This is a genomic window from Chitinophagales bacterium (assembly GCA_019694975.1).
Classification (GTDB): Bacteria; Bacteroidota; Bacteroidia; order Chitinophagales; family UBA10324; genus JACCZZ01.
The window spans coordinates 174,211-200,768 of record JAIBAY010000004.1 but is presented as its reverse complement, the minus strand read 5'-3'; the positions used below and the strand labels follow the sequence as shown (position 1 = coordinate 200,768).

Here is a 26,558-nt window from a genome sequence, read left to right as displayed (position 1 = left end):
CGCTGTTGAATGACCTGCAGCCGGTCATGAAAACAATGTCCGCATCTCACATCTGACTTCTCGCGGGAAGGTATTTTCCAAAGCCGTTTTCTTCCTGTTACATTTACGGCACTTTCATGAGTCATCAACCAACCTTCACTGACTGGCTTTTGCTTGCCCTGCTGGCACTCATCTGGGGCAGTTCCTTTATTCTCATGAAAAAAGGGCTGGAGGCTTTTCACCCGGAACAGGTGGCAGCACTTCGTATCGTCATAACCGGATTGGTGCTGCTGCCGGTAACCGTGTTGCAACTGAATGCGGTGAATAAAGACAAGCTCCGGTACATCCTGCTGCAGGGATTGTTTGGCAATTTTATTCCGGCTTTTCTTTTTACGGCCGCACAGCAACACATCAACAGTTCAATGGCCGGCATTCTTAATTCATTGTCGCCGGTTTTCGTACTGCTGTTGGGCATACTGTTTTTCCATACCGGATATACCTACTGGAGAATTGCCGGCATGACGGTGGCATTTGCCGGTTCACTGTTGTTATTGTTATTCCAGGATCCATCCGGCATAAAGATTAATGGCTCCTACGGCTGGCTGATTGTACTGGCCACTGTCTCATACGGCATCAGTTCCAACATCATTAAAAAATTCCTGTTTGATATCAGGCCGGTCACCATCAATGCCGTAGCCTTCTCCTTCATGCTGCTTCCTGCATTGCTGGTATTGTATATGACGCACCTGCCACAGGCATTCGCGACGCACGACAATGCCATGACCGCACTCGGATACATTGCCATCCTTGGTATCGTTGGATCAGGCGTTGCTTCCGTTATTTATTTCAGGCTGATTCATCATACCACCGCGCTTTTTGCTTCATCAGTGACGTACCTTATTCCCATCGTTGCATTGTTCTGGGGCCTGCTGGCCGGGGAATCCATCGGGCTTATTGACTATGCAGGAATGGCATTGATCCTCTCCGGTGTTTACCTCGTAGGTAAATAAAATGCTGTTACAGGGCAGATGGTTTACACGTCGCAAATAAATAATGTTTGGTGTCAGTGCATGCTTATCACTTGCAGGCAATCATTGAAATCTCCACATTGACCTGCAGCGGCAGTCCCAGCACGGCAACGGTTTCCCTTGCAGGGTAATTGCCTTTGAAGTAGCTGCCATATACTTCATTCACGGCAGCAAACAACTTCATATCGCTCAGAAAAATGGTCGTCTTCACCACATGTGCAAATTCAAAACCTGCAGCGTTCAGAATGGCCTGCAGGTTCTCCATCACTTTGCGTGTTTCGCTGGCTGTATCACCTGTAACCAGCTCACCTGTTGCAGCATCCTTGGCCACCTGGCCTGAGATAAACAGCATGTTGCCCGACATCACCGCCTGGCTGTAAGGCCCTATAGGTGCCGGGCCTTTATCGGTTACTATAATTTGTTTTTCCATGTCAGCAGTTTAATTTATGGCAAAAGATAGCACTCTTTCGGCAGGTGCACCACCGTAAAAAAGATTGTCATGCAACGGTTACCTTTGTACGTAACAAACAATTCATTCACATTCATTGAAAATTTTTGCCACCGGACATCCGAAACGTCTTGCTGAGCTGCAGGAAAAAATCGGTGCTGCTCATTCCATTCACCTGCATGCATCTTCCGGCAATGGTGTGCAAGTGTCGGGTGAATATGATGTTGTTTTTGATCTGAATTTTGATGATGATGCTTCAGCGTTGCCGGCATACGCTGCGCTGCAGGACATACCTGTACTGGTTTGTGCCGTAAAGAAAACCCTTGCGCAACTCATCAGACAGCATGAAGGCGAAATAAAATGTCACTTCATAGGCATCAATGCACTTCCTACCTTTATCAATCGTTCACTCGCAGAAGTTTCACTCACTTCCAGTGCAGCAGGGCAGGCCTGGGAGAAAATATCGCACCTGCTCGGCTGGAATTATCAGGTAGTGGAAGACAGTCCGGGCATGGTGACACCCCGTGTGATTGCTATGCTGATCAATGAAGCATGCTTTACGCTGCAGGAGCAAACAGCTGCCATGCGCGACATTGATCTTGCCATGACGCTGGGACTTAATTATCCGTGGGGCCCGTTTGAATGGTGCGACCGTATCGGGATCACGGATGTTTATGAGACGCTGCAAGCCATCGCCGCCGCTTCCGGCAACGACCGTTATAAAATTTGCGGGCTGCTCAGCGCACAATACGCATCGCAGAAACCATTTTACGATAGATGAACCATCTGACCTAACGGCATGCAGGATACGAAGCTGTTGATTTATTCTTCACGCGATTCTTCCCGGTTGCAGTATATCCTGCAGCTGATGCTGTATGATTTGCTGGGGCTGGATTTTGAATTTACGAAAGATGAACAACGCTTCCTCGCATTCAACGGTCCCAAATTATGCTATGGGCTGCATAATGCCGGGGGCGTGGTTTTTATTCATGCAGATGAATTATTGTTTGATACAGGCATTCATCCTGTTTCCTTCCATACAGGAATTTACCAGGAGGTTACAACTATATTCCATCATGCGCAAAAGAGCGCCCTGCCGTTTGATCCGTTCGCCGCTGCATTCTACCTCGTTTCCAGGTTTGAAGAATATCTTCCTTTCAGGGCTGATCAACATGACCGGTTTCCGGCAGCACTGAGCATCGGCTACCGTCACGGATTTCTCCGGGTGCCTGTGGTGAATCATTATGCGCTTTTCCTGCAACAGCTATTGCAGCAACATTTCCCTGAAATAATTTTCCACCTTAAGAAATACCGGTTTCAGCTGACCTATGATATTGACATGGCATTTGCCTATCGCGAAAAGGGCTTGCTGCGGAATACGGCCGGCCTGCTGCGTTCGGTCATAACCCTCAACCTGAAAGCGTTCACCAACCGCCTGAAGGTGCTTGCCGGATTCGAACAGGATCCGTTTGACACATTCGGATATCAGCGCTTATTGCATGAACGTTATGCATTGCAACCTGTTTACTTCTTCCTGCTCGGCGATTACAGCCGCTACGATAAAAACATTGGCTGGAAAAATGCAGCCTTCAGGCAGGTGGTGAAAGCAACTGCTGAAAGCTGTCCAACCGGCATTCATGCCAGCTATGCTTCCAACCGTTTGCCCGGCAAGTTAATTACTGAGAAAGAACGGCTGGAAAAAATCACCGGCACAAAAGTATTTCGCAACCGGCAGCATTATCTGAAACTGCAAATGCCCGGTACTTATCAGCGGCTGTTGGCGGCTGGCATTACCGAAGACTTCACTATGGGTTATGCTTCTCAAATCGGATTTCGTGCAGGCATTGCAGCGCCATTTTATTTTTATGATCTTGAAAGAGAAGCTACCACCGAACTTTTGATTCACCCTTTTGCTGCCATGGATGCCACCTTGTTCTACCACCTGGAAATGGATGCGCTGACGGCGCTCCAGCAGGTGAAGCTGCTGGCAGATGAAGTAAAAAAGGTGAACGGCACTTTTATATTTCTTGCACATAATGACCTCATCAGTCAGCATGGCCCATGGAAAGCTTGGCATCAGCATTTTGAAACCTTACTCAGCTACTGTTCTGCATCGGTGAAAATATTCACGGAAACTAACATTACACCCAGCGCTGATTTGCGAAAACCATTACCTTTCGAACCGTAACCTCTTTTCTCCCAGCTATGCCGGTCATCAATTTAAGCAACACCAACTCCCTGGTGAATCAATTCCTGTCGGAAATACGCGACGCATCCATTCAACAGGACCGGATGCGGTTCAGAAAAAACATGGAACGTTGCGGAGAAATACTTGCCTATGAGATAAGCAAAGTATTGCCCTACCGGGAAAAGAAAGTCACTACACCACTGGGCACAGCCAATGTGCCCGTGCTGGAATCACCACCCGTGATCGGCTCCATTTTAAGAGCCGGCGTTATTCTGCACCAGGGCATGCTGAATTATTTTGATCATGCCGATAATGCATTTATCTCCGCCTATCGCAAACATCAGCCGGATGGCACCTTCGAAATACTGCTGGAATACGTGTCTTCGCCCAGCCTGGAAAACCGCACCCTGATATTAGCTGATCCCATGCTGGCTACCGGGCAATCGATGGTAAAAACGTTGGAACAGCTTTTTGAAACCGGCAAACCCAGGCATACGCACCTTGCCTGTGTAATAGCTGCACAGGCCGGCATTGACCTCGTGTTGCAGCATATTCCCGATGTAACGATATGGGCTTGTGCAATTGATGAAAGGCTCGATGCAAGGTCCTATATCGTGCCCGGACTTGGTGATGCAGGCGATCTTGCCTATGGTTCAAAAATGCAGCATTAGATTCCTAAAAATGTTAAAATTGCATTTGCTTATAGCATTTTGATAAAACTATACTAACTTTAAAATCCTTTATCCCGAAACGGTCCGGCATAATTGATTACTTAAACCGATTGGTAGATGAAAAAATTTATACGCTTCACATTTGTTTTACTGCTGATTATAACCACTGCGGTGCGTGCACAGGATGTACACTTCTCGCAGTTTTATTATTCACCCTTCACCCTCAATCCCGCATTGGCAGGATCGATGGACGGGCAATACCGTATCGGTGGCATCTACAAGAATCAATGGGGCAGTGTTTCATCACCGTATGTGTATTCCACTCCTTCTGTATTCGCCGATTTCAAATTGTTTGCCGGCGGATATTCTTACAATTACCTGGGGCTGGGTGTACTGTTGCTGAATGACAAATCAGGCGATGGCGGCTTGTCCAACATTACCGGCATGCTTTCCGCTTCCTATCACCAGGCATTGGACAGGGAAGGAAATTATCATATTGCCGTTGGGCTGCAGGGCGGTTTCGTGCAGAAGAAAATTGACTTCGGCAAACTGGATTTTTATGATGAGTTCGACGGGTTAGGATTCAATGGCATTACCTCGGAACATTTCGATTATTACCAGATCGGCTATGCTGATTTTGCCGCCGGTGCATCATTTGACGGTATGGTAAGCCGTTCAAGCCGTGTGCAGTTCGGGGCTTCCGCATTTCACCTCACCACGCCCACTGAATCATTTTTCGTGTCCAGCGACAATGTGCTCAACATGCGTTATGTGGTGCATGCCAATGCCACTTTTGGTATCAATAATAAATACTACATCTTTCCTTTCCTGCAATACCAGATGCAGAACAACGATAATGAATTTGTAATCGGTTCCAATTTCGGTATTAACCTCAACAGTAATCCGCGCGGGTTACCCAGTGTATTTTACATCGGTGCCTTCAGCCGTGCCGGCGTTGACCTCATTCCTACCGTCGGCATCATGATGAAAGGCGTGCAGGCAGGGTTAAGCTATGATGTTACCACTTCCAGCGATCTGAGCGCCGCCACCAATGGCAAAGGAGGTTTTGAACTTGCCATCGTTTATACGGGTAACAATCAACCGCCGCGTCACTACAAACGCATCTACTGTCCTTCTTTCTGATCCTGCTTCACCGGCGGAAAAAACCAGCGGATTTTACTGCAAAAGCATAATGAGATTTTGCCGCTTCATGTAGTTGCAACGCTTCACATATTCACTGCTGCTATTGCTGTGCAGATCGTGACACCCAAAGGTTTCCTTTCACATAAAAACGATAGGGCAGCTTTGCATCGTCACCTGCATAGTCAACACCAATACGCGGGCCGGACACAATCTTACTGCGCGATATTTTTATTCCACAGTCTTCCAGCCATATCGTATCGGAAAGCAGGCTGCAGCCGGTATGCATCGTTTTGATGCCAAGCGCCTGTGCAGCAGCACCGGGCCCCGCCGTCAATGCAAATGCCGGTTTTATTTTTTTTCTGCGTTCCAACATGATTGCGATACCTTCCAACGGCTCAACCGCCCTGATGAGTACGGCATGCGGAATGCCGATTTGATTAGTCACCACATTAAACAAGTGATGTATCCCGTAACATAAATACACATACGCCGTTCCACCGGAAGCATACATCACGGAAGTGCGCGTAGTTTTGCGGTGATTGTATGCATGTGAAGCCCTGTCTGTTGCTCCTGCATAAGCTTCCACTTCCGTAATAGTGCCGGAGGTTAAGCCTTCCTCAAACCGCGTGACGATGATTTTTCCCAACAGGTCACGGGCAACCTGCAAGACATTACTGCGCAGGTAAAATGTTTGTGGCAGTTTATTCATATCGGTTCAGCAACTCGCGGCTCATCATGTGAACTGCATCAGTCAAGCTAAGCAAGTAAATGATGTGTAAGATACATCATCAAATCGGTGGCAGACGGTATGATGCTGCACATCGCTGAATGATTCAAAGCAAGCCGGGGCGATTGTCAAAATCAATAATGGAAAGTGTTTAAAATCCTAATTGTTATTTTAACGATTAATTTCATCAAGCTTCCATTTTCATTGTCACCGAAAACAAAAGGCCATCTTTACCTCATCCCTTCATCCCTCGGTGATGAAGGCATGGCTTTCATGACAGCTGCGAGCCTTCAGATCATTGACGGCATTTGTTATTTCATTGTGGAACATGATCGCTCCGCCCGGCGATTTTTACGAAGCATCGGTTATAAAAAGAATTTTGATGAAGGTCACATGTACGCCTTTGCCAGAGATGAGGCATTCACGCCGCCTGTATCGTTGCTGCCTTACCTTTTGCAGGGCAATCATGTGGGTGTAATATCCGAAGCAGGTTGCCCGGGCATTGCCGATCCCGGGGCAGGTGTGGTAATCTGGGCGCATCAGCACGGTGTAAAAGTGATACCACTGGTAGGTCCTTCATCGCTGTTTCTCGCGCTGATGGCCAGCGGATTAAACGGGCAGCAATTCGCTTTTCATGGTTACCTGCCTATACCGGCTGCCGAACGAAAAGCAAGGCTAAAGCAACTGGAAGAAGAATCGTTGCGCAAAAATCAAACACAGCTGTTCATGGAAACACCGTACCGGAATATGTCGTTGCTGAAGGATTTGCTGACCACCTGCAGGCCAGCTGACTTGCTGTGCATTGCATCGGCTATCACGCTGCCGGATGAAATGATCCGCACCATGACGGTCGGCAATTGGAAAAATCAAACGGTTGACCTGCGTAACAAACCAACGGTTTTTTTGCTGCTGGCAAAATAAATGCACCTCAGCCGCCACCGCGTATCACTTCAAACGATGAAAAATTCTTCAACGGGGCTGTTATTACATCCACCCTGCTCACGACAGCCCGTTCCGGACCTTCATGGCACCAGCCGATAAACAGTGCAAGGCTCTGTTCTTCACCTTCCGCTTCAATATATACAGATCCGTCAGGTTCATTTTTAGCAAATCCTGTTATATCGAGCAACATCGCACGGTGGCGGGCACTGGCGCGAAAAAAAACGCCCTGCACTTTTCCATAAACGTGAATATCACAATGCATGATTTTCATGGCAGGACCCTTCAGCGAAAGATATAAAAAACGGGGATATGTTATGCCATGTCTGCAACGGCTACTACCTGATATGCCGCATTGTTAACTTTGATGCATTCCGGTAAATCTGCAAGCGTGACAAAGAACATTTTAATCTTTCCCGGGCTGGCGGCAGATGAGCGTATGTTTTCACTGCTGCAACAGAGCTTACCTGCCGTAAGGGTGATACGCTATTTGTTGCCGGATAAAAAGGAGACCCTTGCCGCATACGCTCAAAGAATGGCTGCAACCATACCGGAAAGGCAGGAAACCATCTTCATCGGGGTTTCATTCGGCGGTATCCTTGCACAGGAGCTAGCACACTATATTCCGGCGAAAAAAATCATACTCATCTCTTCTATTTCATCATCGGCTCAACTGAGCGCGTTACTTGCTTTTTTCAGAAAATTCCCTGTATACGACTGGCTTTCAGCACAGCAAATAAAATGTATTGTTATTTGGGCCGGTCGTCTTTTCACAAAGAAAAGCAATGAAGAAACCGCATTGTTCGAATCAATGGTGCATGATGCGGATATTCAATTAATACGATGGGGTATCCGCATGACCTTATGCTGGAAGCAGGAAACGGCTCCCGCTAACGTAATTCATATTCATGGTTCACATGACCGTTTGTTTCCCGTGCGTAAAATTCCGGCCGACTTCATCATTGAAGGCGGTCAGCATTTTATGATTGTTCAGCGAGCCACAGAGATCCGCACCTTGTTGATGAAACTGCTGCAATTATAACGCCACTGGTTCGATGCCGACAGCAGGTTAACCTTCCGCTCCTGCTGCTTCCTGTGCCACTTATGTTTCAAAGTGTTACATTCGTTTACCAAAAACGCCACCGCATTTTATGAGCATAAAAATCCTGATCACAGGGGGAACATTTGACAAGGAATACGATGAATTGAATGGCACCCTCTATTTTAATGAAACGCACCTGCCGGAAATGCTGAAGCTGGGTCGTTGTACGGTGAAAGTGGAAGTAAAAACCGCTATGATGATTGACAGCCTTGAGATGACTGATATACAACGCAAGATTATAGTTGATTTATGCGACCGTTGTGAAGAAGACAAAATTGTGATAACACATGGCACTGACACCATGGCTGTTACCGCGAGGGTGCTGGGTGAAGCAAGCCTGCCCAAAACCATTGTACTTACCGGTGCCATGATACCTTATAAGTTCGGCAGCTCCGACGGATTCTTCAACCTGGGCAGTGCGCTTGCCTTTGCACAAGCGCTTCCTTTTGGCGTATATGTTGCCATGAATGGCCGGTACTTCAACTGGAATAATGTGCGGAAAAATAAAAAAACCGGCATGTTTGAAGAGCTCCTTTGACAGGCTGAAAAAGACCGTGCTGGTTGCTCATCAATAAGCACACTTACCATCTATGTCGCCGGCCGGCATTGCAATGCCGGAAGATGCCTTCCTCAAAACATTTAAAAACTAACTTTACCGTACAACCCGGAAATTATCCATGAGAACAATCATAGATGCGGGCCGGCCCGGGCTGGCTTCGCAACTCAGAGAAATTTTTCACTACCGTCACTTGCTGTGGATGCTGGCCTATCGCGACTATCGTGTACGGTATGCGCAGACCGTTTTAGGTATTGCCTGGGCACTGATACAGCCGGTGCTGACCCTCCTGATTTTTATTCTTGTATTTAACAAAGCAGTGAAGGTGGAAACGGGTAGTGTCCCTTATCCCGTTTTTGCACTTACCGGCATGTGGGCCTGGTCTTATTTTTCCTATGTAATTACACAGGCCGGGCAATCCATCATCAATGCACAGGCACTGGTAACAAAAATCTATTTCCCCCGGATGATTATTCCTGTTTCCAAAGGACTGGTTGGCTTTATTGATTTCATCATCGTGTTTTTATTGTTGATGATCCTGATGCTTTGGTATCGCTTTCTGCCCGGCAGCAATCTGTTCGCACTTCCCGTTGTTATCCTGGCCGTCATCCTGTTTTCCATGGCGATGGGAATCTGGTTCAGTGCGCTCACTATCCGTTTCCGCGATCTGCAGTATGTCATTCCGTTTCTTGTGCAGATCGGATTATACCTCTCTCCGGTAGGTTATCCTTCGTCACAAATCCCGGATGCTTACAGGCATCTATACTACCTCAACCCCATGGCCGGCATCATTGATGGATTTCGTTATTCCGTACTTGGCACACCGCTGCCGGCAGCAAGTTACCTGCTTTACAGCGGTGCCATCATGGTGGTGTTGCTTTTGAGCGGTGTGTATTATTTTCAACGTACAGAGCGGGTGATCGCAGATGTTATTTAAACCAGCCATACCATCAAGGCATAGCAACTTTCAGCTGCCTGCTGCGAATCCGCTGCTGAACAACCTGGTTCATGAATAAGAACAAATGAAAAACACCTGACTGCTTTTGTCTATGCAACCTGTTATCATCGCTCAGCATATTTCCAAATTCTACCGGCTTGGCCGCAGGCGCAGCGGGAGTTTTCGTGAAACGCTAAACGACCGCTTCAACAGTTTGCTCATGAAAAATGAAACGCTGGCAGCCACGGAATTCAGGGCACTCAACGATGTCTCCTTCCGGGTAAATGCCGGCGAAGTGATGGGCATCATTGGTAAAAACGGCGCAGGTAAAAGCACCTTACTAAAAATATTATCCCGTATAACCGCTCCGACAAAAGGAACTGTGGAGATACAGGGAAGGGTTTCATCACTGCTGGAAGTCGGCACGGGATTTCATCCTGAACTCACCGGTCGCGAAAATATTTTTATGAACGGCGCCATTCTCGGCATGAAGCGGAAGGAGATAAAAAACAAGTTCGATGAGATCGTGGCATTCGCAGGCATCGGGCAGTTTCTCGACACTCCCGTGAAGCGTTACAGCAGCGGAATGTATGTAAGGCTGGCTTTTGCCGTGGCCGCGCATCTTGAGCCGGAGATCCTGATCATCGATGAAGTGCTGGCTGTGGGCGACGCGGAGTTTCAGAAGAAGTGCCTGGGAAAAATGAAATCCGTGAGCGAACAGGATGGCAGAACAGTATTGTTCGTCAGTCACAATATGGGCGCCGTTGCACGGCTTTGCAGGCGTGCCATGATACTGGAGCAGGGTAATATCGTTTTCGACGGCACATCGGCAGAAGCCATTCAGCAATATCACCGCAGCGTGAATACCGCTGACGGAAACCTGTTGCTGCGGAACCGCGCCAACAAAACCGGCAAGTCTTCCTACATTTTTTCTGATTACTATATTTCAGACAGTGACAACCGTAGGGTGAATACTATAACAACCGGCAGCAACGTCAGCTTCCATGTATTTTTGCGGCAACAACAGCAGCATCCGGTGCAGGCATATATCACGCTGTCGCTGAAGGATAGTGCCGGCAACAGGCTGCTGAGCCTTGCCTCCGGATTATACAACCGCAAGATCAGCCTCAGCGGCGACGCAGAAGTGATCTGGACGATTGAACGACTCCAGCTCGCTGATGATGACTACTCCTGCGATTTGTATTTGTTTGAAGCCGATGGTGGCGCAGGGATGATTGATGCATTGGAAGATGCCTTCAGCGTGACGGTGGAAGAAGGCGATTACTTTCATTCAAACATGATACAGACAAGGGGGCGCGATAAATTCTTTTGTGAATTTAAACTGGAAGTTCGTGAAGCATGACTTCCCCAATTTGTTTGTTCCGGGCGCCGGCAAATCCGGCACTTCTTCACTGCACCTTTATCTCGGCCGGCATCCCGGCATTACGATGATGCAGGTAAAAGAGCCGCACTTTTTCTCCAGGGATGAATACTACCGTATAGGATGGGATGCATACCTGCAGGGATATGCATCCGGTAATTTTAAGGGACAATATCTTGGCGAATCCAGCACGACTTACTTCCTGTCGGTAAAAGCGATTACACGCATTCAGTCTGACATACGTGATCCTAAATTTATATTCCTGCTTAAAAATCCAGTTGACAGGATACTCTCTCACTATAACTGGATACGCACCATAGGTGAACAACTGCCACCATTCAGGAAGGAAGTTACGGATGACCTTTCCGTACCTTTTGATGCCGATCAACCAATGCAACAATTCTACTACAAAAGTTATGTCGAGTTCAGCCGTTACGGAAAATGGATACAGCATTTTTTTTCCGCATTCGGAAAAGAAAACTGCCATATACTACTCGCAGAGCAACTGGAAGAAAATCCGCTGCCGGCGTTGAACGGTTGTTTCCGCTTCCTTCAGCTGCCGGCGATGGAGGCCATCACTCCCATAACGGAAAATAAAACGAAGGATTATTTCTATTCGGAACGGCCACGCACCATCACCAGGCTTGGCAAAAAACTGTTGCCGCCGCAAATCAGGAAGAAAATTATTGCAGCAGGTGTTTTACCTTTCCCCACCACAAAAAAAATAAAGGTTGATGCCCCTCCTTATATCGCTGCCGCGGAAGAAAGAAAGTGGCTGCGTTCATTGCTATCCGATGACTTTCTTCATTTAAAAAAAATTACAGAAATTGATTTCTCATCCTGGACGGATTTTTATGAAGCTGGATAAACCACACTTAATTACATTTCAGAAGATCGGACAGCTGGAGCAGGGTTATATCTCAGTGTTTGAATTTGAGAAGTTTCTATCGTATCCTATCAAGCGGCTTTTCTGGACTTACTTCACGCCTGAAAGCGTTATCCGCGGCAATCATGCACATTATGCAAATGAACAGGTATTGATTGCAGCAGCAGGCAGTATTCACATCACCACCGAAACTATAGCAGGTGAAACAACAAGCTGGACGCTGGATAATCCGAATACAGGACTCTATGTTCCGCCACTTACCTGGACAGTGTTGCAATACTCACACAATGCCGTGCAGATGGCATTATGTTCTGCATTATATGCGGAAGAAGATTATATACGGGATTATGAGCAGTTCCGATTACTGGTGAAAAAATATGCTGAATGACCGGCATCGTCCGCTATAAGAGCAGCATGAGCGAGGAGTGGAACGCCTTTGTGGAAGGCAGCAAGAATGCCACGTTTCTGTTTAACCGGAATTACATGGATTATCATGCGGACCGTTTTGAAGATCATTCCCTGTTTTTTATAGAGAAAGAAAAGATCATTTCCGTAGTGGCGATGAACCGGCTGGAAAACAGTTTTATCTCTCACCAGGGACTTACTTATGGCGGGTTTCTCAGCGGAAACGGCATGAAGCAGGAAAAAATGGATCGTTGTTTTGATGCCTTACTGAACTATGCGCAGCAGTGTGGCATTTCGGAAATTGTTTACAAAACAATACCGTATATCTATCACCGGTATCCCGCCGGTGAAGATCTGCACTGCCTTTTTAAAAGAGGGTTCATGCTGACACGGCGCGATGTGATGGCAACGATAGACATAGCCATGCTGAATGATTCCATCAGAGACCGCGAGCAGGAAGTGCAACGTGCAAAAAGAAACAACCTGCATGTGCAGCGGTCACGTGACCTGCCGCGATATATGGCTATCGTGAAAGCACTCACGAATAAAAAATTCAACCGCGATCCTGTTCATACTGCTGAAGAGATGATGCAACTGGCGGCCGCCTTTCCGGATAATATTAAGTTGTATGCTGCCTTTAGAAACAGCCACATGCTGGGCGGCATTCTTATTTATGAAACAGCAACAGTTGCCCATGCGCAATATATTGCCGCAGATAATGAAGGTGAGCAAACCGGTGCGATTGACCTGGTGATTGACTACCTGATTTATGAAGCCTATCCGCACAAACAATATCTTGACCTCGGCAATTGTGCGGAAAACGACGGCATGCAGCTGAATAACGGGCTGATGTCATTTAAAGAACGATGTGGCGGACGGGCCGTCGCACATGATTTTTACACTTTCAAAAGCTGAAATGGGCCGCAAACTCGATCAATATTTCAATGCTTACCGTTTGCATGAGTTTGAAACGGTGCAGGCCTATTACCGCCGGAAAAAGGTATTGGAGATCATCGCAGGGCTGGCACCAAAATCAATCCTGGAAGTCGGTTCAGGCAATCATCCCCTCTTTACAGATATTCCAACATTTGAACGGTTTTGTGTTGTTGAACCTGCTGACGGGTTTTACCGCGAAGCCGTGAAGCACAGAGAGCAACTGCCGCAAGCAACACAGAAGAAAATAACACTGCATCAAGCGGACTTTGAATCTTATTCCCGGCATGCGGAAGCGGCCTTTGACCTGGTAGTGATTGGCGGCTTGCTGCATGAAGTGGAGTTTCCTGAAAAAATACTGGCAGCAGCTGCACGGATTTCTTCTGCGTCCACCATCATTCACATCAATGTTCCGAATGCGTATTCTTTTCACAGGATGCTGGCCGTTTCGGCAGGACTGATTCCTTCCGTGTTTACGGTTTCCGAAGCTCAGCAGCAATTACAACAACACCATACCTTTGACATGGAACAGCTGTCATCGCTCGTCATCAAAAACGGATTTACCGTTATTGACCGTGGTTCTTTTTTCCTGAAGCCTTTTACGCATCAGCAGATGCAGCAAATGCTCACGCATAACATCATCAACCAACAAATACTGGACGGGCTGTATGCCCTCGGCGATCAGTTCCCGCTGCATGGATCAGAAATTTTCATGAACATAAAACTGTCATAACAAGCAAAATGATACCACCGTTGCAGGTTGTCATTTTATCCCTTTTTTCCTGATGCACGTACCATTTCAAAATCTGCCATTATCATTGCGCCCGATGGCTGCGGAAATCAGCGCTGCCTTGCAGGCAACCCTTGAAGGCGGATGGTATATACTTGGCAAAAATGTGGAGCACTTTGAACAGGAATATGCGGCATTCGGTGGCGGTGGCTATTGCGTGGCAGTCAGCAATGGCCTCGATGCCCTTCACCTTTGTCTGCTGGCACTGGAAATCGGTGAGGGCGATGAAGTAATCGTGCCTTCCAACACCTACATCGCTACGCTGCTCGCCATATCACATGTAAATGCAAGACCGGTGCCCGTTGAACCGTCGCTGGCATCATACAATATTGATCCGGGTAAGATCGAAGAGAAGATCACGTCAAAGACCAAAGCCATTATGCCGGTTCATCTGTATGGCCGCGCATGCGAAATGGATGCAATAGCTGACGTGGCACAACGGCACGGTTTGTATGTCATTGAAGACAATGCGCAGGCGCATGGCGCTTATTGTAAAGGGCGGATGACAGGAACATTCGGTGAAGTGAATGCAACGAGTTTTTATCCTACCAAAAACCTTGGCGCTTTAGGAGATGCCGGCGCCATTACCACACATTCGGCACCGCTGGCAAAAAAAATCCGTTTGCTGCGCAATTACGGATCAGAAAAAAAATACATCAACACCGTGATCGGCTATAACAACCGTATGGATGAGCTGCAGGCCGCTATATTGCAGGTGAGACTGCGCCACCTTCGGCAGGATAATGCCGAAAGAATTAAACTCGCCGCATCCTATGTTGAACAACTGAAAAATGAAGCGGCCATCATATTGCCGGCGCAAAGTGCCGAAGCCGCTAATGTCTGCCACCTTTTTGTAATCCGGACGGAGAAGCGGGATGCCTTACAGCAATTTCTGATGGAAAAAAATATTGAAACGATCGTGCATTACCCCGTTCCGCCTCATCTGCAGCAAGCATATTCACACCTCGGATATAAAAGAGGTGACTTCCCTGTCAGTGAAAAAATCGCCGACACTTGCCTCAGCCTTCCGCTTTATCCCGGACTCGGCGAGGATGCAATCACTTACATTTGTGAAAGCATTCACGCGTTTTTTTAATGGCTGGTCAGCTTCCCGTTGTTTCTGTCTGCACACTGATCTATAATTCAGGCCACTGGGTTATAGAAGCATTGCAAACTGTTCAGCAGCAATCGTACCCGCAGCATGCCATACAACATATTGTGATTGACGACGGATCTGCTGATGATTCCGCAAACGTGGTGGACGAATGGATCAGGAAAAATAATTTTCAGTGCCTGTTTATCCGGCATGATGCGAACCAGGGAATCTGCAAGAGCCTGAATGAAGCTTTGCGTCATGCTACCGGTAAATATTTTTCCTCTTTGGGAGATGACCTTTGGAAAGTGAACCGTCTTGAGAAGCTGGTGGCAGCATTTGAAAAACTACCCGATGAATATGCTTTGATTCACACACCGGTTGACTTCTGTGATGAAAACAGCGTCATCACCAAGCGCCATTTCCAACGAAATAATCATGTGATGGAAGGAGTTGTGTTTACGGAAATCTTAAGCAATGGCAGCATGGTTATTCCACCGTCGGTCATCTACAGAACTGATTGCATCCGTACTGCCGGCGGATATAATGAAGCAATGGTGTTTGAAGATCTTGATATGCTGCTTAAGCTTTCTTACCGGTACAAATTTAAATGGCTGGATGAAGCATTGACCGTTTACCGGATACAAAACAGGATCAGCAGCAGCAACACTGATTTTTTTATGAAAGAAGGAGTGTTCACCTTGCCGCTGTATTATATTGTAAGCACTGCTCCTTTTCTTGGTAAACAAAAAAAGATTGACAAAATTATTCTGAAAAATCAGGCTGCCGCGAAACGGGCTTATCATCTGTCGAAGGATAAGCGCGATACAGGACCGGTTAACCTCTTCCACTACTCCGTCTTTGACCGTTATATACCGGATTACTTGCGTAAAGAAAAGATGCTGTTTCCCTATCTGCTGCAGCTGACGAAACTTTTCCTGTTCAGGAAGAGAGCAGGTTATTCCATAAGAGATATTGCTTACCTGTTCAGGCTCTATTTCAAAAACTGAACTTCATGCTGCATGAGGTTATCATTACCGTGTAATGCATCATCATGCACTTTCCATAACCCGTCAAAGCAACATTAACTTACCTCGTTAACATCAAATGCTGTGCGCAATGAGTCAGCATAAAACTCATCGGCATCGGGCAACCAGGCAGGATCTTCCATTTTGGAAATATAGGTAGAAGTGTATTGATGCGCTTCACTTTTCAGCACCCGTAAAAAGGGCTTGTCATCCCTGTACAACACCACGTATGGAGACTGGAATATTTCAATACCGGTCCTGGCAATCTCATCTTCATATGCCGTATTGATCCGTTCGCACATAACTGCGATCAGCCGCGCCATCCTGTATTCGGTGACATTATGATCAGCTGATTGAAATACATGTTGAAGCCACCTGCTCTCATAGTATGAAAATTCCACGCCTTGTTTATGCTTGTTTACATATTCACGGTAGTCGAGGTAGCAGGTGCGGTAAAATATTCTCCTGTTCGATTTACAGAAATTAGCATGAATCAATCCTACCGTCTTATTACGCGACAGCCGGTAGTAGATCGGAATGCGGGCATGTTCGATACGGCCGTAAAATTCTTCATACCGCACATCACTTTCAAACGAACGCAGGTAGTATTCTCCCGGTCGTATGAAGCGGACATACCTGTTGCCATGATGTTCATCACCGAAAAGCTCAATCAGCTTCAGTGATATGGCACCGGGCATTCTGCTTTTTAAAATATTTTTCTTCAGCCGCTTATATTCCGGTAACAATAAAAAATCACCATCACCGCGGAAAAACCAGGTTCGCTGCACATGGTCAACACATAGCTGCCGGCAGTCACGGAGATTGAGATCAGGACGATGAAGCACTGTGATATCCATGACACCGCTGTACTGTTCCCTGAACCGAAGCATCCTTTCATAGGTATCATCGGTGGAGCCATTATCAACGGCGATCAACTGATCTGCAAAACCAACAATACTAAGCAGGCATGCATCAATCGTATAGGCCTCGTCTCTTGCCACGAGGCAAAATGCAATACCGTCTTTCAGCGGAAGCCCTGCTTTTGAGTGCCGCTTTTCCCGGATACGGAACTGATAGTACAGGTGATAGCTAAACCATGCAACAACAGGCCGTAATAAAACATAGCGGGTAAAGGTGACCGCTTTGGCAAGCCGCTTTACCCATTCATTTGTTTCAAACCTCACCTGTATCATGGTTCAAAGATGGTAATCGCTGTATAAACGCCGTAACAATAGCAGTCAATAAAAATCATTCTTGCAAATTGTGCAAATTTGCCGCATGCAAAAAATCAGGGTGGCGCATGTCATTTATAACCTGCAACGCGGCGGTGCTGAGCGACTAACCCTTGATATCTGCCGTGAACTGAACAAAAGAAATGATTTCGAATCGGTGCTGATCGTGTTTGATGACCGGAACGATTTTCCGGAAGCCACCGGTGACATCAATATCGTGCGGTGCAGCAGCACAGTCGTGCTGAAATTCCCATGGAATGTAGTGAGCGACCTTGCAGACTGGAACCATATCATGACGAAGCAAAAACCCGATATCATTCATTCCCATCTGTTTTATGCTGATTGGGTGAGCCGTGAACACCTGTATAAGGATATAGCATACTTCTCGCACATTCACGGAATCACTACGCAATATGAACGGCTTTCGGCCGGGCAGTGGCTAAGCCGCCAGCATGCAATACGTTTGGTTACCGGCAGGCATATCAGGAAAAGATACAAGGCCTGCCACAATCAGTTTATCGCGAATTCGCATGAAATCAAGCGATACCTTCAGCGTAATTTAAACGACAAAAGCGGCATGGTGCACCTTCTGCCGAATGCAATCGACCGGCAGAGATTCAGCAGCAAGCAACACGGCTCCTCCGGCCAACTGATCAGGTTAGTTAGTACAGGCACTTTGAATGAAAACAAGAACCAAGCATTTCTGCTTTTGGTCGTGCAGCAACTTCGTGCTAAAGGAATACCGGTTCAGCTTGATCTCCTCGGTGACGGCCCGCTGTTGCATGAACTGGAAAAGAAAGTAAAAGAATATCAGCTGGAAAATGCCGTTCATTTGCATGGCATGGTACAGGATGTGGAGGCCTATTTACAGCAGGCAGATATTTATGTGCATGCAGCCAGTAACGAACCCTTCGGGCTTGCATTGGCAGAAGCGTTGTCAGTTGGGTTGCCGGTGATCAGCCTCGATGGCAAAGGTACCCGCAACATCGTGGAGGACGGAAGTAACGGCTTCGTGGTAAGCAGTCATGATCCCGAATTATTTGCAAAAAAAATAATGGATGTTGCGAAAGATGAAAACACATACATTGGGTTTTCAAACCGGGCCCGGGAAAGTGCGGAGAAATTTGACATCGGTAATTACGTTGACAAACTTACCGTGCTTTACCGGAATGAGTTGAAGTACAGAAGACCAAATGCTGTTGCATACACCACTTAATTAACGCCGCAAGTGAGTGCCGACCGTTAGCGGCAAGTTGATTTTCAATCTTTGTTTCTTCAATATCAGGATACATTGGAAACACCTGCAACATATCACCGTTTAGTCCAATTAAGTGTTCCGCTTTTTCATCAGCCGTTCTGGCTGGATGCGGTAGCGCCCGGCGCCTGGCATGCCATTGAGATCATGGAAGACGGCAAGCTGATTGCTTCCGCGCCTTATGTTATGAAGAAAAGCTTGCTGGGCACAGAGCTCATCATGCCGAAGCTCACGCAGTTCCTTGGCCCGAATCTCTTACTGCCACAGGTTGATTACAAGGAGCGCCTCGCTAAAGAGATGCAACTGCTGGAACAAATTATCCTGCAGCTGCCTGCCCACGATTTCTTTTTACAGCGCTGGCATTACCATTATCAGAACTGGCTGCCGTTTTATTGGAAAGGCTACCATCAGACAACACGCTACACTTATGTGCTGCCCGATATTTCACAACCGGAAACTCTGCGCAAACATTTTAGTGATAAAGTGAAAAGAGAAATCCATAAAGCGGAAAAGCAGTTTACGGTGGAGCGCAGCAGTGCAGTGCAGCCATTTTATGCAATGCTTGCCGCCAACTTTAAAAGCAAGGCAATGGATATTCCCTTTGACGCGGCCTTGTTGCAACGGATTTACGCAGCATGCCGTAAACACCAGTCCGGCGATATCTGGTTATCGAGAGATGCTCACGGAACTGTTGCCGGAGGTATCATGGTTGCCTGGGATCAACAGAGCGCCTATTATATTATTGGCGGAAAGAACAATGACTTTGGTAATGCCGGTGTAATGAGTCATCTTTTCTGGCAATGCTTTAATGATTTGAAATCCACGGTGAAGCAATTTGATTTTGAAGGATCGATGATCAGGGGAGTGGAAAATTATTTCCGTTCATTTGGCGCGTTGCAGCAGGGATTTTTTGAGTTGTCTAAAATCAGTTCTGTGTTGCAATCGGCGAAATCCGGATTGCGTAAACAGTTCAGGCGTTAACAGCCGGCATCAGCTCTTTTGCAAATACAGGATAATTGATAGCGGCATTGTATTGTTGCTGCCAGGTATCATGCGCATGCTTCCGGAATGACATGATCTCCGCTTCACTCTTTGCATGAAATTTTTCCAGGGCTGCCGCTACTTCGCGGGGCGAAGGATTGGCTGGCAACAGTACGCCGTTGAATCCGTCTTTCACAATTTCAGGAACACCTCCCACGGCTGTTGCCATCACGGGAATGCCGGCAGACATACATTCCATCATGCTTACCGGCACACCTTCCAGCGCGCTGAGGTTGAGCAGCAGGTCAAATGAAGTTGACGCATATAATTCCGCCAGTTGCTGATGGTTTAAATTTCCGGTAAACTGAAGCTGCACCGTGCTGTTGACGGAAAGCAGCTCCCTCACCCGTTTTTCATAACGGCTCCTGTCATGCATGGCGGTTCCCACATGTTTCCATTGCACTTCCAGTCCGGTAACCGCAGTCAGTGATTCCGCCAGTAGCTCAATCCGCTTGACGGAATAGTTGTATCCGATGCTCATTATCCGGATACAGCTTGCATGCTTTGTATATGGTGCGCCCGGCATTTCAAAACAACCGAGCCGTGCAAGACGGCAGTTTTCAAAATGCAGTGCGGGAAAACGCTGCCGGATATAGTTCAGTCCGAAGGAAGAGATAAAAAAAATCCTGTTCAGCTTATCGAACTTGATCTGCTGAAACGGAATATAATTGCCTGCATGCCGCTCATCATAGATCTCGAAAGCATGCGCCCGGGAACAGGCATTGACAACCGGGAACCTGCTCTTCAGCAAGGCAAGCGCAACAGCGGAAAGATCATTCCAGTAAGAATACAGGTGAACGGTATAACCCTGCGACGCATATCGATCTACCACAGGACGGAGCTTGCTGCAGAGGTCTGTCGCTATCAGCAACGACCCAAACATATTACGCAGCAGCGCCAATGCAGGCCAACGGCTAAAATTTTTCCTGACGAAATTGAATTCCCCGCGCAACACCTTCCAGTCAAGTTGTAACAGCGCTTTCCATTTTGCCACCAGTGAAAGCCTGAACGGAATCCACAAGATCTTCACCTGTTGCGGCAACAACCGTGTTTGCTCTTTCACCGCCGAACGCGGCACGACGATCACTTCCACACCTCTTTCACTCAGCACTTTTAACTCATCTTCAAAGTGCTCATCGCCAATGTCGAAAGGAAAAGAGTGTGTAATGCAGATAAGCACGGCAGGTGCGATTGCTTCAGGCATGGCATGGAAGTGATGAAAGCGATAACTGAACGATGGAATTCCCCTGCGTAATTTTAGTTAAGTTTCAACTATCTTTCACAAAATTCTTGCTGGGGGCAAAGCAGCCGGTCACGGTGAAGTATCATGCAAAAACAGAAAGTACTGATCCTCTCTTATTTCTTTTTTCCATGCAATCTCCCCGGCGCCCACCGCACCTTTTCATGGGCACGCCATCTGCATGATTTTGATCTTTGGCCTGTCGTCATCACCCGTAACTGGGACCGGCCGCTGAAAAACAGGAATGACTTGTTCATGCCTACAGGTAACTCGGTTGTGCACCGTGTGGAAGACGGGTATGAGGTGTATTACCTTCCCTTCAAAGGCGGCATCCGCGACATGGTGCTAAACCGTTACGGTGAATCAAGAATGGTTTTGCTGAGAAAAGCATTGACTTACCTCGAACTGATTGCCCAGAACTTTACCACGCATGCACTTGCCTACCGCAATTTTTACACGTTTGCAAGAGAACTGATCCGGAAAGACCCATCGATAAAAATCATAGTCACTTCCGCGATGCCCTTCGGCCTGTTCAGTATCTGTCATAAACTACACAAGGCAACCGGCAAACCGTGGATAGCAGATTACCGCGATGACTGGAATACCACGTCATGGACATCCAACTATACCATTGAAAGTCACATCACCGGGAAAAAATCCCTTCCAGACCGCATCCTCTCTTTCTTTGAGAGCAGGAGTGAGAAACGATGGCTGTCATCGGCCAGCATGGTGACCACCGTATCACGTTACTTCGTTGATAAAATTTCCAACTATGTATTGCGTCCTGCAAAGGTGATTTACAATGGCCATGATATTGACCTGGGAAAACTGCAACCGGCTACCGGCAAAAAGTTCACCATCAGCTATCTCGGAAATCTTTACTGGAAACAGCAGATTGAAATATTTTTTGAGGGCATGGCTAAAGCGATGGCAGCATTAAATACCCGCGACATCGAAATTATTTTCGTCGGCACGGCGTACGATCTTCAGCAAGGTGAAAGAATCAGGAAGTGCGCCGCAGCATGGAATGTTCCGGTAACGGTTACAGGCTGGCTGAGTGAACAGGAAGTAATGGATACTGTGAATGCTTCGCATTTGCTCCTCAGCATTGGATACCATGGTGTAAAAGGTGTGATACCCAGTAAAGTGTTTAACTACCTGGCCTTCCGGAAGCCGGTGTTGCTGTGTCCGTCTGATTATGATGAGCTGGAAGAAACACTCAACCGTTCCGGACTGGGAATCATTGCCAATGATGCCGAAAGCTGCGGCAGGAAAGTAGCCGAAGTGTATAACAATTATCTCAGTGGCCGCTCATCTGTTACACCTGACGATGCTGTTATCGACAGTTTTTCACGCCGCAGCCAGGCAAAAAAGCTTGCTTCCATCATTCATACAATCACCGGCAGCTGACAGTCAATGAAAGAAATGCTCGCTATGCTTTTGCGGATTGGCGGAGTAGCACACTTCCTCCGGGTGAATAAAAAAGAAACCATTACCATTTTATGCCTGCATCGCATCAGCAATGAGCGGAATCATGTTTGGGCACCGCTGAAAGTGGATCTCTTCCGGTCACTGATGTTGTATTGTAAAAAACATTATGCTGTAATACTGCCGGCGCAATGGAATGAAAAGACATTATTACCAAAACTGATGATCACGTTTGATGACGGCTTTTATGATTTCATGGAAAATGCTTTGCCCATCCTCGCGGAAAATAATTTGCCGGCAGTGCACCATGTGCTGATTTCATCCGTACTTGATAATAAGCCCAACTGGACTTACCGGCTTAACCTCGTGGTGGAAGATCATTTAAAATCGCGGCAAAAATTTTCGCTGTCGGAGTTCATGATTCCCTATGCGATGGATGTTATGGAAAAGAATGCACCCAAAGTTGCCCTGCAAGCCATGCTCCTGCTGAAAGATCTTCCTATGCAACAGGCAGAAAATATCGTGTCGCAGCTGGAGCTTGCGTGTGCCGGCGACCTTTATTACCCGAAGATGATGAACGAACAGGATCTGAAATACTGTGAGACAGCGGGCATAGAGATCGGATCGCATGGCTGGACGCATGTGATCTTAAATGCGGCAGTAGGTACGGCGGTATTGACGCAGGAAATCAGTGAATCAAAAACGACGCTTGAAAAAATGCTGGGACATGCCGTGCATTGTTTCGCATTTCCGGCAGGGCAATATGATCAGGCAGTGATGAATCATGCGGCACAGGCCGGCTACAAATATGTATTTTCGGCAGGCGATGCTTTCTTCCATCCCGAAAAGATGCATGGCTTACCCGTATTGTTTCCAAGGGTTACTCCTTCCGCCGGCGATATCAACATGAATGTGCTGAAGATGGAAGGATTCAACCTGATGCTGAAAAAAAGAACTGTGGCACATGGACAAGAATAAAGAAGTGTATGAAAATCAAAAGATCTCTTCCAGGTACTTTGGCTGGCACTGGCTGTTTCCGCCTGAAAAAAAATTCCTGCAGACATTAAGCAAAAGCAATTTGCCTTTGAAAATGCTGGACGTCGGCATCGGCGGCGGCCGGACGACCTATTCTTTTGCTCCTAAAGTGGCACACTATACCGGTATAGATTATTCCGGTGCCATGATCCGCTATTGCAAGCGCAAATACAAGTCGATGAAGAATGTTGAACTGTTTGAGATGGATGCCAGGGATTTGTCTGCCTTTCCGGATGATCAGTTTGACATTGTACTTTTCTCTTTTAACGGTATAGATTGCGTGGACTATGAAGGGCGGACGCGCATTCTTGCTGAGTTCAGGCGCGTCCTGAAGCCGGGTGGAACACTGTTGTTTTCATTTCATAATGTACGGCATCTGTATAACCTGTACTCTTTTCAGATGCCCAACAGTCCTTTCACCATTCCATGGGAACTGAAACGCATAAAAATGCTGCATAAGCTGAACGGGCCACCGAGTCAATATGTGGGCAAGGAAATATTTTCCATGTACGATGGTGCAGATAACTTTCACACACTCATCTTCTACCTGTTACCGGAGAAGCAACTGAAAGACCTTCACCAGGCAGGGTTTGAACTGATGCAATGGTGGGATCTTAAATCAGGTAAAACGATTGAATCGCATCAGTTGGTGGATACGGCTATTCCTTGGATATTTGTCCAGGCACATAAGCTATGATGTATCAGTATCAACTGCTCGACGGCTGGACCGAAGCGTTTTTTATTTCCGCAAAAAAAATATTTAATCAGTCACCTCACCGTTTCTTTTACCAGGATCCCGACTGGATGCAGCTCGATCCGCATCCCAAAAGACTGCTGGCTGTAACCGATCCTACGGGAAGCCTGCTGGCGTATGCTGCAGTAGAGATAAAAAGTCTGCGAACCCTTCAGCTTGCCTTCGGGCCGGTATTAATTAATCAGGAGGAGCTGCCGCAAATTATTGCCGGCATGGCCCGTTGGCTCAAAAAAAATGGTTGGTGGCGGTTTACCGTTCAGCTTCCTGTTCCCGATCGTGATGGCGGCCGCGAAGCAGTTGAAAAAACCGGCAGGCTGATCTCTTTCCGTCAGTCTGCGCGCCTGTTCAACTGGAAAAGCTGGTGGCTTGCACTCGACCACGAGCCGGCACAACTCATGAAATCGTTCAGCCATCACCATCAAAAGAGTGTGCGGCAGGGATTGAAACATCAGATCAGCTACCTTGAGGCAACAACAGATGAACAGGCGCTTCAGCTCGCTCAGCTTTATATTGAAATGTACCGTCACCGCAAACTGCCGGTGAATGACGATGATGCACGAAAGCTTTTTATTGCGGTAGGCCGCTATATTCAACTGTTTAAAAAAGGCATCATGCTGCAGGCGGTAATGGATGGCCGTACCGTTGGCGGAATCGTGATTATTTTCCAGGGTAACACGGCTTACTATTATCTCGGTGTAACCACCATCAGCTATAAAAGAAGTATTCCCATACTCTATACGGCATTTTATCATGTGATGGAATTATGCAGGCAGGCGCGAATCAGCACGCTTGACTTTGGCGGTATTGCCATTGCCGGCAGGAAAGGAGTATCACTTCACAATATCAATCGCTTCAAGATGGGATTCGGCGGAGAGGAAGTGAATTATCCGGAGCAATTGGTATTTGACCTGAACCCGGTACTATCACGATGTATAGAAACAGCAGTGCTCTGGAGAAACCGCCTCCGGCAATGGAAGGTGCGCCAATGATGCAGTATGACGGATTGCGGCATTGCGTTCGGCTGAAATTACTCGCACAAAACTTTATTAGGAGTCGAAAACTAAATATACAGAAAAATCGTCAAACAAAACACAAAGCCCCGCCCGACGCAAAACCGAAGTTATAAGCTGACCATATTACTTCATTTTATTAAACATGTAACGGGCAATTTTCCATTGTCCATTTACCTTTTGCAGTACAAACAACTCACGGTTTTCTTCCGGCACTGTCTGTCCGTTGGCATGTATAAGAGTAGTTCCTTTTGAGATTGTTCTTGCAAAGGCAAAATCGCCGGAGATTTCGATTTCATCAATAAAGAATTCAATATTCAACTGAATGGATTTGAAAACAAACTCGTATGAAACCTTAACTTGCTCTTGACCTATTGCAGACGGAGCGTTGGATGGCATAAATACTCCGTCATTGGTGTAAAGTGGTAATACTTTGCTTACGGCTGAGCTATTTAATGCGTCACGGTAAGAGAAAAGTAATTCCTCGATTTTTGATTTTTCAGTTTGACTGTTCATTGTATTATTATTTATTATATCTGAATTATTATTTACTTCATTATTGCACGCTGCCAACATTGAAAGTAGCAAAACGGTGAATAGTGCGGTTCTCATTAAATGGCTATTTCGTGCTTTGATTATATGTTATTTGATTGTTGGCAATACAAAGGTGCCATGAACAGCCGACCACAGCCTGCAAACTACTTTAAGAAATAGTCTTAATGTAGATTAAGGGTACGTGTTATTTAACAACTCTTTCGTTTCGGATTTTACTAAGAAATTCAGGTGTTACACCAAGATATGAAGCGATTTGTGTACTTGGCAGGCGCAAGGAAAGTTTAGGATATTGCGCTAAAAAAAATTCGTAGCGTTCGTAAGCTGTCGAGCTGAAAGTCTGTAATAGACGGTTTTGTAATTCAATGTATTTGTCTTCTATAATTACACGGAAATTTCTATCAAACTTAGGGTAGTTGTTGTATAAATACCAAAGGTCGCCTTTTGAAAGCTGGAGAATTGTGCATGGTTCTATAGCTTCGATAAACAGTTTAGAAGGTTTCTCTTTATGCAAGCTGTCAAGGTCTGCAATCCAATCGTCCTCGGCGGCGAACAATAAATTGTGTTCTTTGCCTGATTTGTCCATGCCATACATTTTAAAGCAGCCTTCAACAACATAAGTAAAATGTTTACACGTGTCACTTTCTTGTAAAATGAATTGTTTGCGTTTTATTTTACGCGCTGTTAAACGGCTAGTCAAGGCCTCTCTTTCTTTCTCGTTTAGTGATATGTACTTATCAAAATGTCGTACTACATTTTCCATGGTTACTGCGTCTG

Annotated in this window: 29 protein-coding genes; 22 read left to right on the top strand and 7 right to left on the bottom strand. The window is 46.6% G+C overall.

Annotation, left to right across the window (positions count from 1 at the left end):
* The first annotated feature begins 116 nt into the window (after positions 1-116).
* Complete coding sequence (locus K1X61_09480; GenBank protein MBX7108865.1) at positions 117-989, top strand: EamA family transporter; 873 nt, start codon at positions 117-119, stop codon at positions 987-989.
* Between the two features lie 67 nt (positions 990-1,056).
* Here K1X61_09480 and K1X61_09475 read toward each other — a convergent pair whose 3' ends face one another.
* A complete protein-coding gene (locus K1X61_09475; GenBank protein ID MBX7108864.1) occupies positions 1,057-1,437 on the bottom strand; it encodes a RidA family protein in 381 nt (126 codons plus the stop codon).
* Positions 1,438-1,552: 115 nt separating this feature from the next.
* Here K1X61_09475 and K1X61_09470 point away from each other — a divergent pair, with 115 nt between their 5' ends.
* The 4 genes from K1X61_09470 to K1X61_09455 all read left to right on the top strand — a co-directional run bounded on the left by K1X61_09470 (position 1,553) and on the right by K1X61_09455 (position 5,457).
* On the top strand, positions 1,553-2,236 hold the full coding sequence (locus K1X61_09470) for a hypothetical protein (protein ID MBX7108863.1): 684 nt from the start codon (positions 1,553-1,555) through the stop codon (positions 2,234-2,236).
* 18 nt (positions 2,237-2,254) lie between these two features.
* Positions 2,255-3,643 (top strand): polysaccharide deacetylase family protein, encoded by a 1,389-nt coding sequence (locus K1X61_09465; GenBank protein MBX7108862.1) that lies wholly within the window; start codon positions 2,255-2,257, stop codon positions 3,641-3,643.
* A gap of 17 nt (positions 3,644-3,660) precedes the next feature.
* Positions 3,661-4,314 carry a uracil phosphoribosyltransferase gene (gene upp, locus K1X61_09460; protein MBX7108861.1) on the top strand — a complete coding sequence of 218 codons (654 nt, stop codon included), beginning with the start codon at positions 3,661-3,663 and terminating at the stop codon, positions 4,312-4,314.
* A gap of 117 nt (positions 4,315-4,431) precedes the next feature.
* Positions 4,432-5,457 (top strand): PorP/SprF family type IX secretion system membrane protein, encoded by a 1,026-nt coding sequence (locus K1X61_09455; protein MBX7108860.1) that lies wholly within the window; start codon positions 4,432-4,434, stop codon positions 5,455-5,457.
* Between the two features lie 100 nt (positions 5,458-5,557).
* Here K1X61_09455 and K1X61_09450 read toward each other — a convergent pair whose 3' ends face one another.
* The gene (locus K1X61_09450) at positions 5,558-6,166 is read right to left on the bottom strand and encodes a DNA-3-methyladenine glycosylase (GenBank protein ID MBX7108859.1); all 609 of its coding nucleotides are present in this window, start codon (positions 6,164-6,166) and stop codon (positions 5,558-5,560) included.
* A 165-nt stretch (positions 6,167-6,331) separates the two neighbouring features.
* Between K1X61_09450 and K1X61_09445 the strand changes: the two genes are divergently transcribed.
* The gene (locus K1X61_09445; protein MBX7108858.1) at positions 6,332-7,105 is read left to right on the top strand and encodes an SAM-dependent methyltransferase; all 774 of its coding nucleotides are present in this window, start codon (positions 6,332-6,334) and stop codon (positions 7,103-7,105) included.
* Positions 7,106-7,112: 7 nt separating this feature from the next.
* Here K1X61_09445 and K1X61_09440 read toward each other — a convergent pair whose 3' ends face one another.
* Positions 7,113-7,397, bottom strand: coding sequence for an acylphosphatase (locus K1X61_09440; protein MBX7108857.1), 285 nt, complete (start codon positions 7,395-7,397; stop codon positions 7,113-7,115).
* Between the two features lie 117 nt (positions 7,398-7,514).
* On the opposite strand from K1X61_09440, the gene K1X61_09435 reads away from it, so the two are divergent.
* From K1X61_09435 to K1X61_09390, 10 genes are all read left to right on the top strand, one after another.
* The gene (locus tag K1X61_09435; protein MBX7108856.1) at positions 7,515-8,165 is read left to right on the top strand and encodes an alpha/beta hydrolase; all 651 of its coding nucleotides are present in this window, start codon (positions 7,515-7,517) and stop codon (positions 8,163-8,165) included.
* A 109-nt stretch (positions 8,166-8,274) separates the two neighbouring features.
* Entirely contained in the window at positions 8,275-8,763 is a 489-nt protein-coding gene (locus K1X61_09430; protein MBX7108855.1) for an asparaginase, read from the top strand.
* Between the two features lie 139 nt (positions 8,764-8,902).
* The gene (locus K1X61_09425; GenBank protein ID MBX7108854.1) at positions 8,903-9,718 is read left to right on the top strand and encodes an ABC transporter permease; all 816 of its coding nucleotides are present in this window, start codon (positions 8,903-8,905) and stop codon (positions 9,716-9,718) included.
* 112 nt (positions 9,719-9,830) lie between these two features.
* Complete coding sequence (locus K1X61_09420; protein MBX7108853.1) at positions 9,831-11,081, top strand: ABC transporter ATP-binding protein; 1,251 nt, start codon at positions 9,831-9,833, stop codon at positions 11,079-11,081.
* Positions 11,071-11,967 carry a sulfotransferase gene (locus K1X61_09415; protein MBX7108852.1) on the top strand — a complete coding sequence of 299 codons (897 nt, stop codon included), beginning with the start codon at positions 11,071-11,073 and terminating at the stop codon, positions 11,965-11,967. Before K1X61_09420 ends, K1X61_09415 begins: the two co-directional genes overlap by 11 nt.
* Positions 11,954-12,373 (top strand): FdtA/QdtA family cupin domain-containing protein, encoded by a 420-nt coding sequence (locus tag K1X61_09410; GenBank protein MBX7108851.1) that lies wholly within the window; start codon positions 11,954-11,956, stop codon positions 12,371-12,373. The genes K1X61_09415 and K1X61_09410 overlap by 14 nt, the downstream gene beginning before the upstream one ends.
* Positions 12,370-13,305, top strand: coding sequence for a GNAT family N-acetyltransferase (locus K1X61_09405; protein ID MBX7108850.1), 936 nt, complete (start codon positions 12,370-12,372; stop codon positions 13,303-13,305). Before K1X61_09410 ends, K1X61_09405 begins: the two co-directional genes overlap by 4 nt.
* A gap of 1 nt (position 13,306) precedes the next feature.
* Positions 13,307-14,056 carry a class I SAM-dependent methyltransferase gene (locus K1X61_09400; protein MBX7108849.1) on the top strand — a complete coding sequence of 250 codons (750 nt, stop codon included), beginning with the start codon at positions 13,307-13,309 and terminating at the stop codon, positions 14,054-14,056.
* Between the two features lie 94 nt (positions 14,057-14,150).
* Positions 14,151-15,209 (top strand): DegT/DnrJ/EryC1/StrS family aminotransferase, encoded by a 1,059-nt coding sequence (locus tag K1X61_09395; protein ID MBX7108848.1) that lies wholly within the window; start codon positions 14,151-14,153, stop codon positions 15,207-15,209.
* Entirely contained in the window at positions 15,209-16,216 is a 1,008-nt protein-coding gene (locus K1X61_09390; protein MBX7108847.1) for a glycosyltransferase, read from the top strand. Before K1X61_09395 ends, K1X61_09390 begins: the two co-directional genes overlap by 1 nt.
* A gap of 74 nt (positions 16,217-16,290) precedes the next feature.
* Here K1X61_09390 and K1X61_09385 read toward each other — a convergent pair whose 3' ends face one another.
* A complete protein-coding gene (locus K1X61_09385) occupies positions 16,291-17,427 on the bottom strand; it encodes a hypothetical protein (GenBank protein ID MBX7108846.1) in 1,137 nt (378 codons plus the stop codon).
* Between the two features lie 85 nt (positions 17,428-17,512).
* Between K1X61_09385 and K1X61_09380 the strand changes: the two genes are divergently transcribed.
* Entirely contained in the window at positions 17,513-18,682 is a 1,170-nt protein-coding gene (locus K1X61_09380; protein ID MBX7108845.1) for a glycosyltransferase, read from the top strand.
* Between the two features lie 75 nt (positions 18,683-18,757).
* Entirely contained in the window at positions 18,758-19,702 is a 945-nt protein-coding gene (locus tag K1X61_09375; protein ID MBX7108844.1) for a GNAT family N-acetyltransferase, read from the top strand.
* On the opposite strand, the gene K1X61_09370 is transcribed toward K1X61_09375, so the two are convergent.
* A complete protein-coding gene (locus K1X61_09370; GenBank protein ID MBX7108843.1) occupies positions 19,692-20,966 on the bottom strand; it encodes a glycosyltransferase in 1,275 nt (424 codons plus the stop codon). The two genes, K1X61_09375 and K1X61_09370, sit on opposite strands and share 11 nt — an antisense overlap.
* 123 nt (positions 20,967-21,089) lie before the next feature.
* On the opposite strand from K1X61_09370, the gene K1X61_09365 reads away from it, so the two are divergent.
* Genes K1X61_09365 through K1X61_09350 form a run of 4 tightly spaced genes read left to right on the top strand, consistent with a single transcriptional unit; the run spans position 21,090 to position 25,208 of the window.
* Complete coding sequence (locus K1X61_09365) at positions 21,090-22,412, top strand: glycosyltransferase (GenBank protein MBX7108842.1); 1,323 nt, start codon at positions 21,090-21,092, stop codon at positions 22,410-22,412.
* 6 nt (positions 22,413-22,418) lie between these two features.
* The gene (locus tag K1X61_09360; protein MBX7108841.1) at positions 22,419-23,408 is read left to right on the top strand and encodes a polysaccharide deacetylase family protein; all 990 of its coding nucleotides are present in this window, start codon (positions 22,419-22,421) and stop codon (positions 23,406-23,408) included.
* Positions 23,395-24,162 carry a class I SAM-dependent methyltransferase gene (locus K1X61_09355; GenBank protein ID MBX7108840.1) on the top strand — a complete coding sequence of 256 codons (768 nt, stop codon included), beginning with the start codon at positions 23,395-23,397 and terminating at the stop codon, positions 24,160-24,162. The genes K1X61_09360 and K1X61_09355 overlap by 14 nt, the downstream gene beginning before the upstream one ends.
* Entirely contained in the window at positions 24,159-25,208 is a 1,050-nt protein-coding gene (locus K1X61_09350) for a GNAT family N-acetyltransferase (protein ID MBX7108839.1), read from the top strand. Before K1X61_09355 ends, K1X61_09350 begins: the two co-directional genes overlap by 4 nt.
* Before the next feature lie 147 nt (positions 25,209-25,355).
* Here the strand turns inward: K1X61_09350 and K1X61_09345 are convergent, their stop codons facing one another.
* Both K1X61_09345 and K1X61_09340 read right to left on the bottom strand, forming a co-directional pair.
* On the bottom strand, positions 25,356-25,841 hold the full coding sequence (locus K1X61_09345; protein MBX7108838.1) for a DUF4440 domain-containing protein: 486 nt from the start codon (positions 25,839-25,841) through the stop codon (positions 25,356-25,358).
* A 127-nt stretch (positions 25,842-25,968) separates the two neighbouring features.
* The gene (locus K1X61_09340) at positions 25,969-26,544 is read right to left on the bottom strand and encodes a Crp/Fnr family transcriptional regulator (protein ID MBX7108837.1); all 576 of its coding nucleotides are present in this window, start codon (positions 26,542-26,544) and stop codon (positions 25,969-25,971) included.
* Positions 26,545-26,558 lie beyond the last annotated feature (14 nt).

Excerpts from the sequence above, each read along its gene's own strand:
- K1X61_09480 (MBX7108865.1), top strand. The coding sequence starts at position 117 with ATGAGTCATCAACCAACCTTCACTGACTGGCTTTTGCTTGCCCTGCTG.
- K1X61_09475 (MBX7108864.1), bottom strand. The coding sequence starts at position 1,437 with ATGGAAAAACAAATTATAGTAACCGATAAAGGCCCGGCACCTATAGGG.
- K1X61_09465 (MBX7108862.1), top strand. The coding sequence starts at position 2,255 with ATGCAGGATACGAAGCTGTTGATTTATTCTTCACGCGATTCTTCCCGG.
- upp (MBX7108861.1), top strand. The coding sequence starts at position 3,661 with ATGCCGGTCATCAATTTAAGCAACACCAACTCCCTGGTGAATCAATTC.
- K1X61_09455 (MBX7108860.1), top strand. The coding sequence starts at position 4,432 with ATGAAAAAATTTATACGCTTCACATTTGTTTTACTGCTGATTATAACC.
- K1X61_09450 (MBX7108859.1), bottom strand. The coding sequence starts at position 6,166 with ATGAATAAACTGCCACAAACATTTTACCTGCGCAGTAATGTCTTGCAG.
- K1X61_09440 (MBX7108857.1), bottom strand. The coding sequence starts at position 7,397 with ATGAAAATCATGCATTGTGATATTCACGTTTATGGAAAAGTGCAGGGC.
- K1X61_09430 (MBX7108855.1), top strand. The coding sequence starts at position 8,275 with ATGAGCATAAAAATCCTGATCACAGGGGGAACATTTGACAAGGAATAC.
- K1X61_09425 (MBX7108854.1), top strand. The coding sequence starts at position 8,903 with ATGAGAACAATCATAGATGCGGGCCGGCCCGGGCTGGCTTCGCAACTC.
- K1X61_09420 (MBX7108853.1), top strand. The coding sequence starts at position 9,831 with ATGCAACCTGTTATCATCGCTCAGCATATTTCCAAATTCTACCGGCTT.
- K1X61_09410 (MBX7108851.1), top strand. The coding sequence starts at position 11,954 with ATGAAGCTGGATAAACCACACTTAATTACATTTCAGAAGATCGGACAG.
- K1X61_09405 (MBX7108850.1), top strand. The coding sequence starts at position 12,370 with ATGACCGGCATCGTCCGCTATAAGAGCAGCATGAGCGAGGAGTGGAAC.
- K1X61_09400 (MBX7108849.1), top strand. The coding sequence starts at position 13,307 with ATGGGCCGCAAACTCGATCAATATTTCAATGCTTACCGTTTGCATGAG.
- K1X61_09395 (MBX7108848.1), top strand. The coding sequence starts at position 14,151 with ATGGCTGCGGAAATCAGCGCTGCCTTGCAGGCAACCCTTGAAGGCGGA.
- K1X61_09390 (MBX7108847.1), top strand. The coding sequence starts at position 15,209 with ATGGCTGGTCAGCTTCCCGTTGTTTCTGTCTGCACACTGATCTATAAT.
- K1X61_09385 (MBX7108846.1), bottom strand. The coding sequence starts at position 17,427 with ATGATACAGGTGAGGTTTGAAACAAATGAATGGGTAAAGCGGCTTGCC.
- K1X61_09380 (MBX7108845.1), top strand. The coding sequence starts at position 17,513 with ATGCAAAAAATCAGGGTGGCGCATGTCATTTATAACCTGCAACGCGGC.
- K1X61_09370 (MBX7108843.1), bottom strand. The coding sequence starts at position 20,966 with ATGCCTGAAGCAATCGCACCTGCCGTGCTTATCTGCATTACACACTCT.
- K1X61_09365 (MBX7108842.1), top strand. The coding sequence starts at position 21,090 with ATGCAAAAACAGAAAGTACTGATCCTCTCTTATTTCTTTTTTCCATGC.
- K1X61_09360 (MBX7108841.1), top strand. The coding sequence starts at position 22,419 with ATGAAAGAAATGCTCGCTATGCTTTTGCGGATTGGCGGAGTAGCACAC.
- K1X61_09355 (MBX7108840.1), top strand. The coding sequence starts at position 23,395 with ATGGACAAGAATAAAGAAGTGTATGAAAATCAAAAGATCTCTTCCAGG.
- K1X61_09350 (MBX7108839.1), top strand. The coding sequence starts at position 24,159 with ATGATGTATCAGTATCAACTGCTCGACGGCTGGACCGAAGCGTTTTTT.
- K1X61_09345 (MBX7108838.1), bottom strand. The coding sequence starts at position 25,841 with ATGAGAACCGCACTATTCACCGTTTTGCTACTTTCAATGTTGGCAGCG.
- K1X61_09340 (MBX7108837.1), bottom strand. The coding sequence starts at position 26,544 with ATGGAAAATGTAGTACGACATTTTGATAAGTACATATCACTAAACGAG.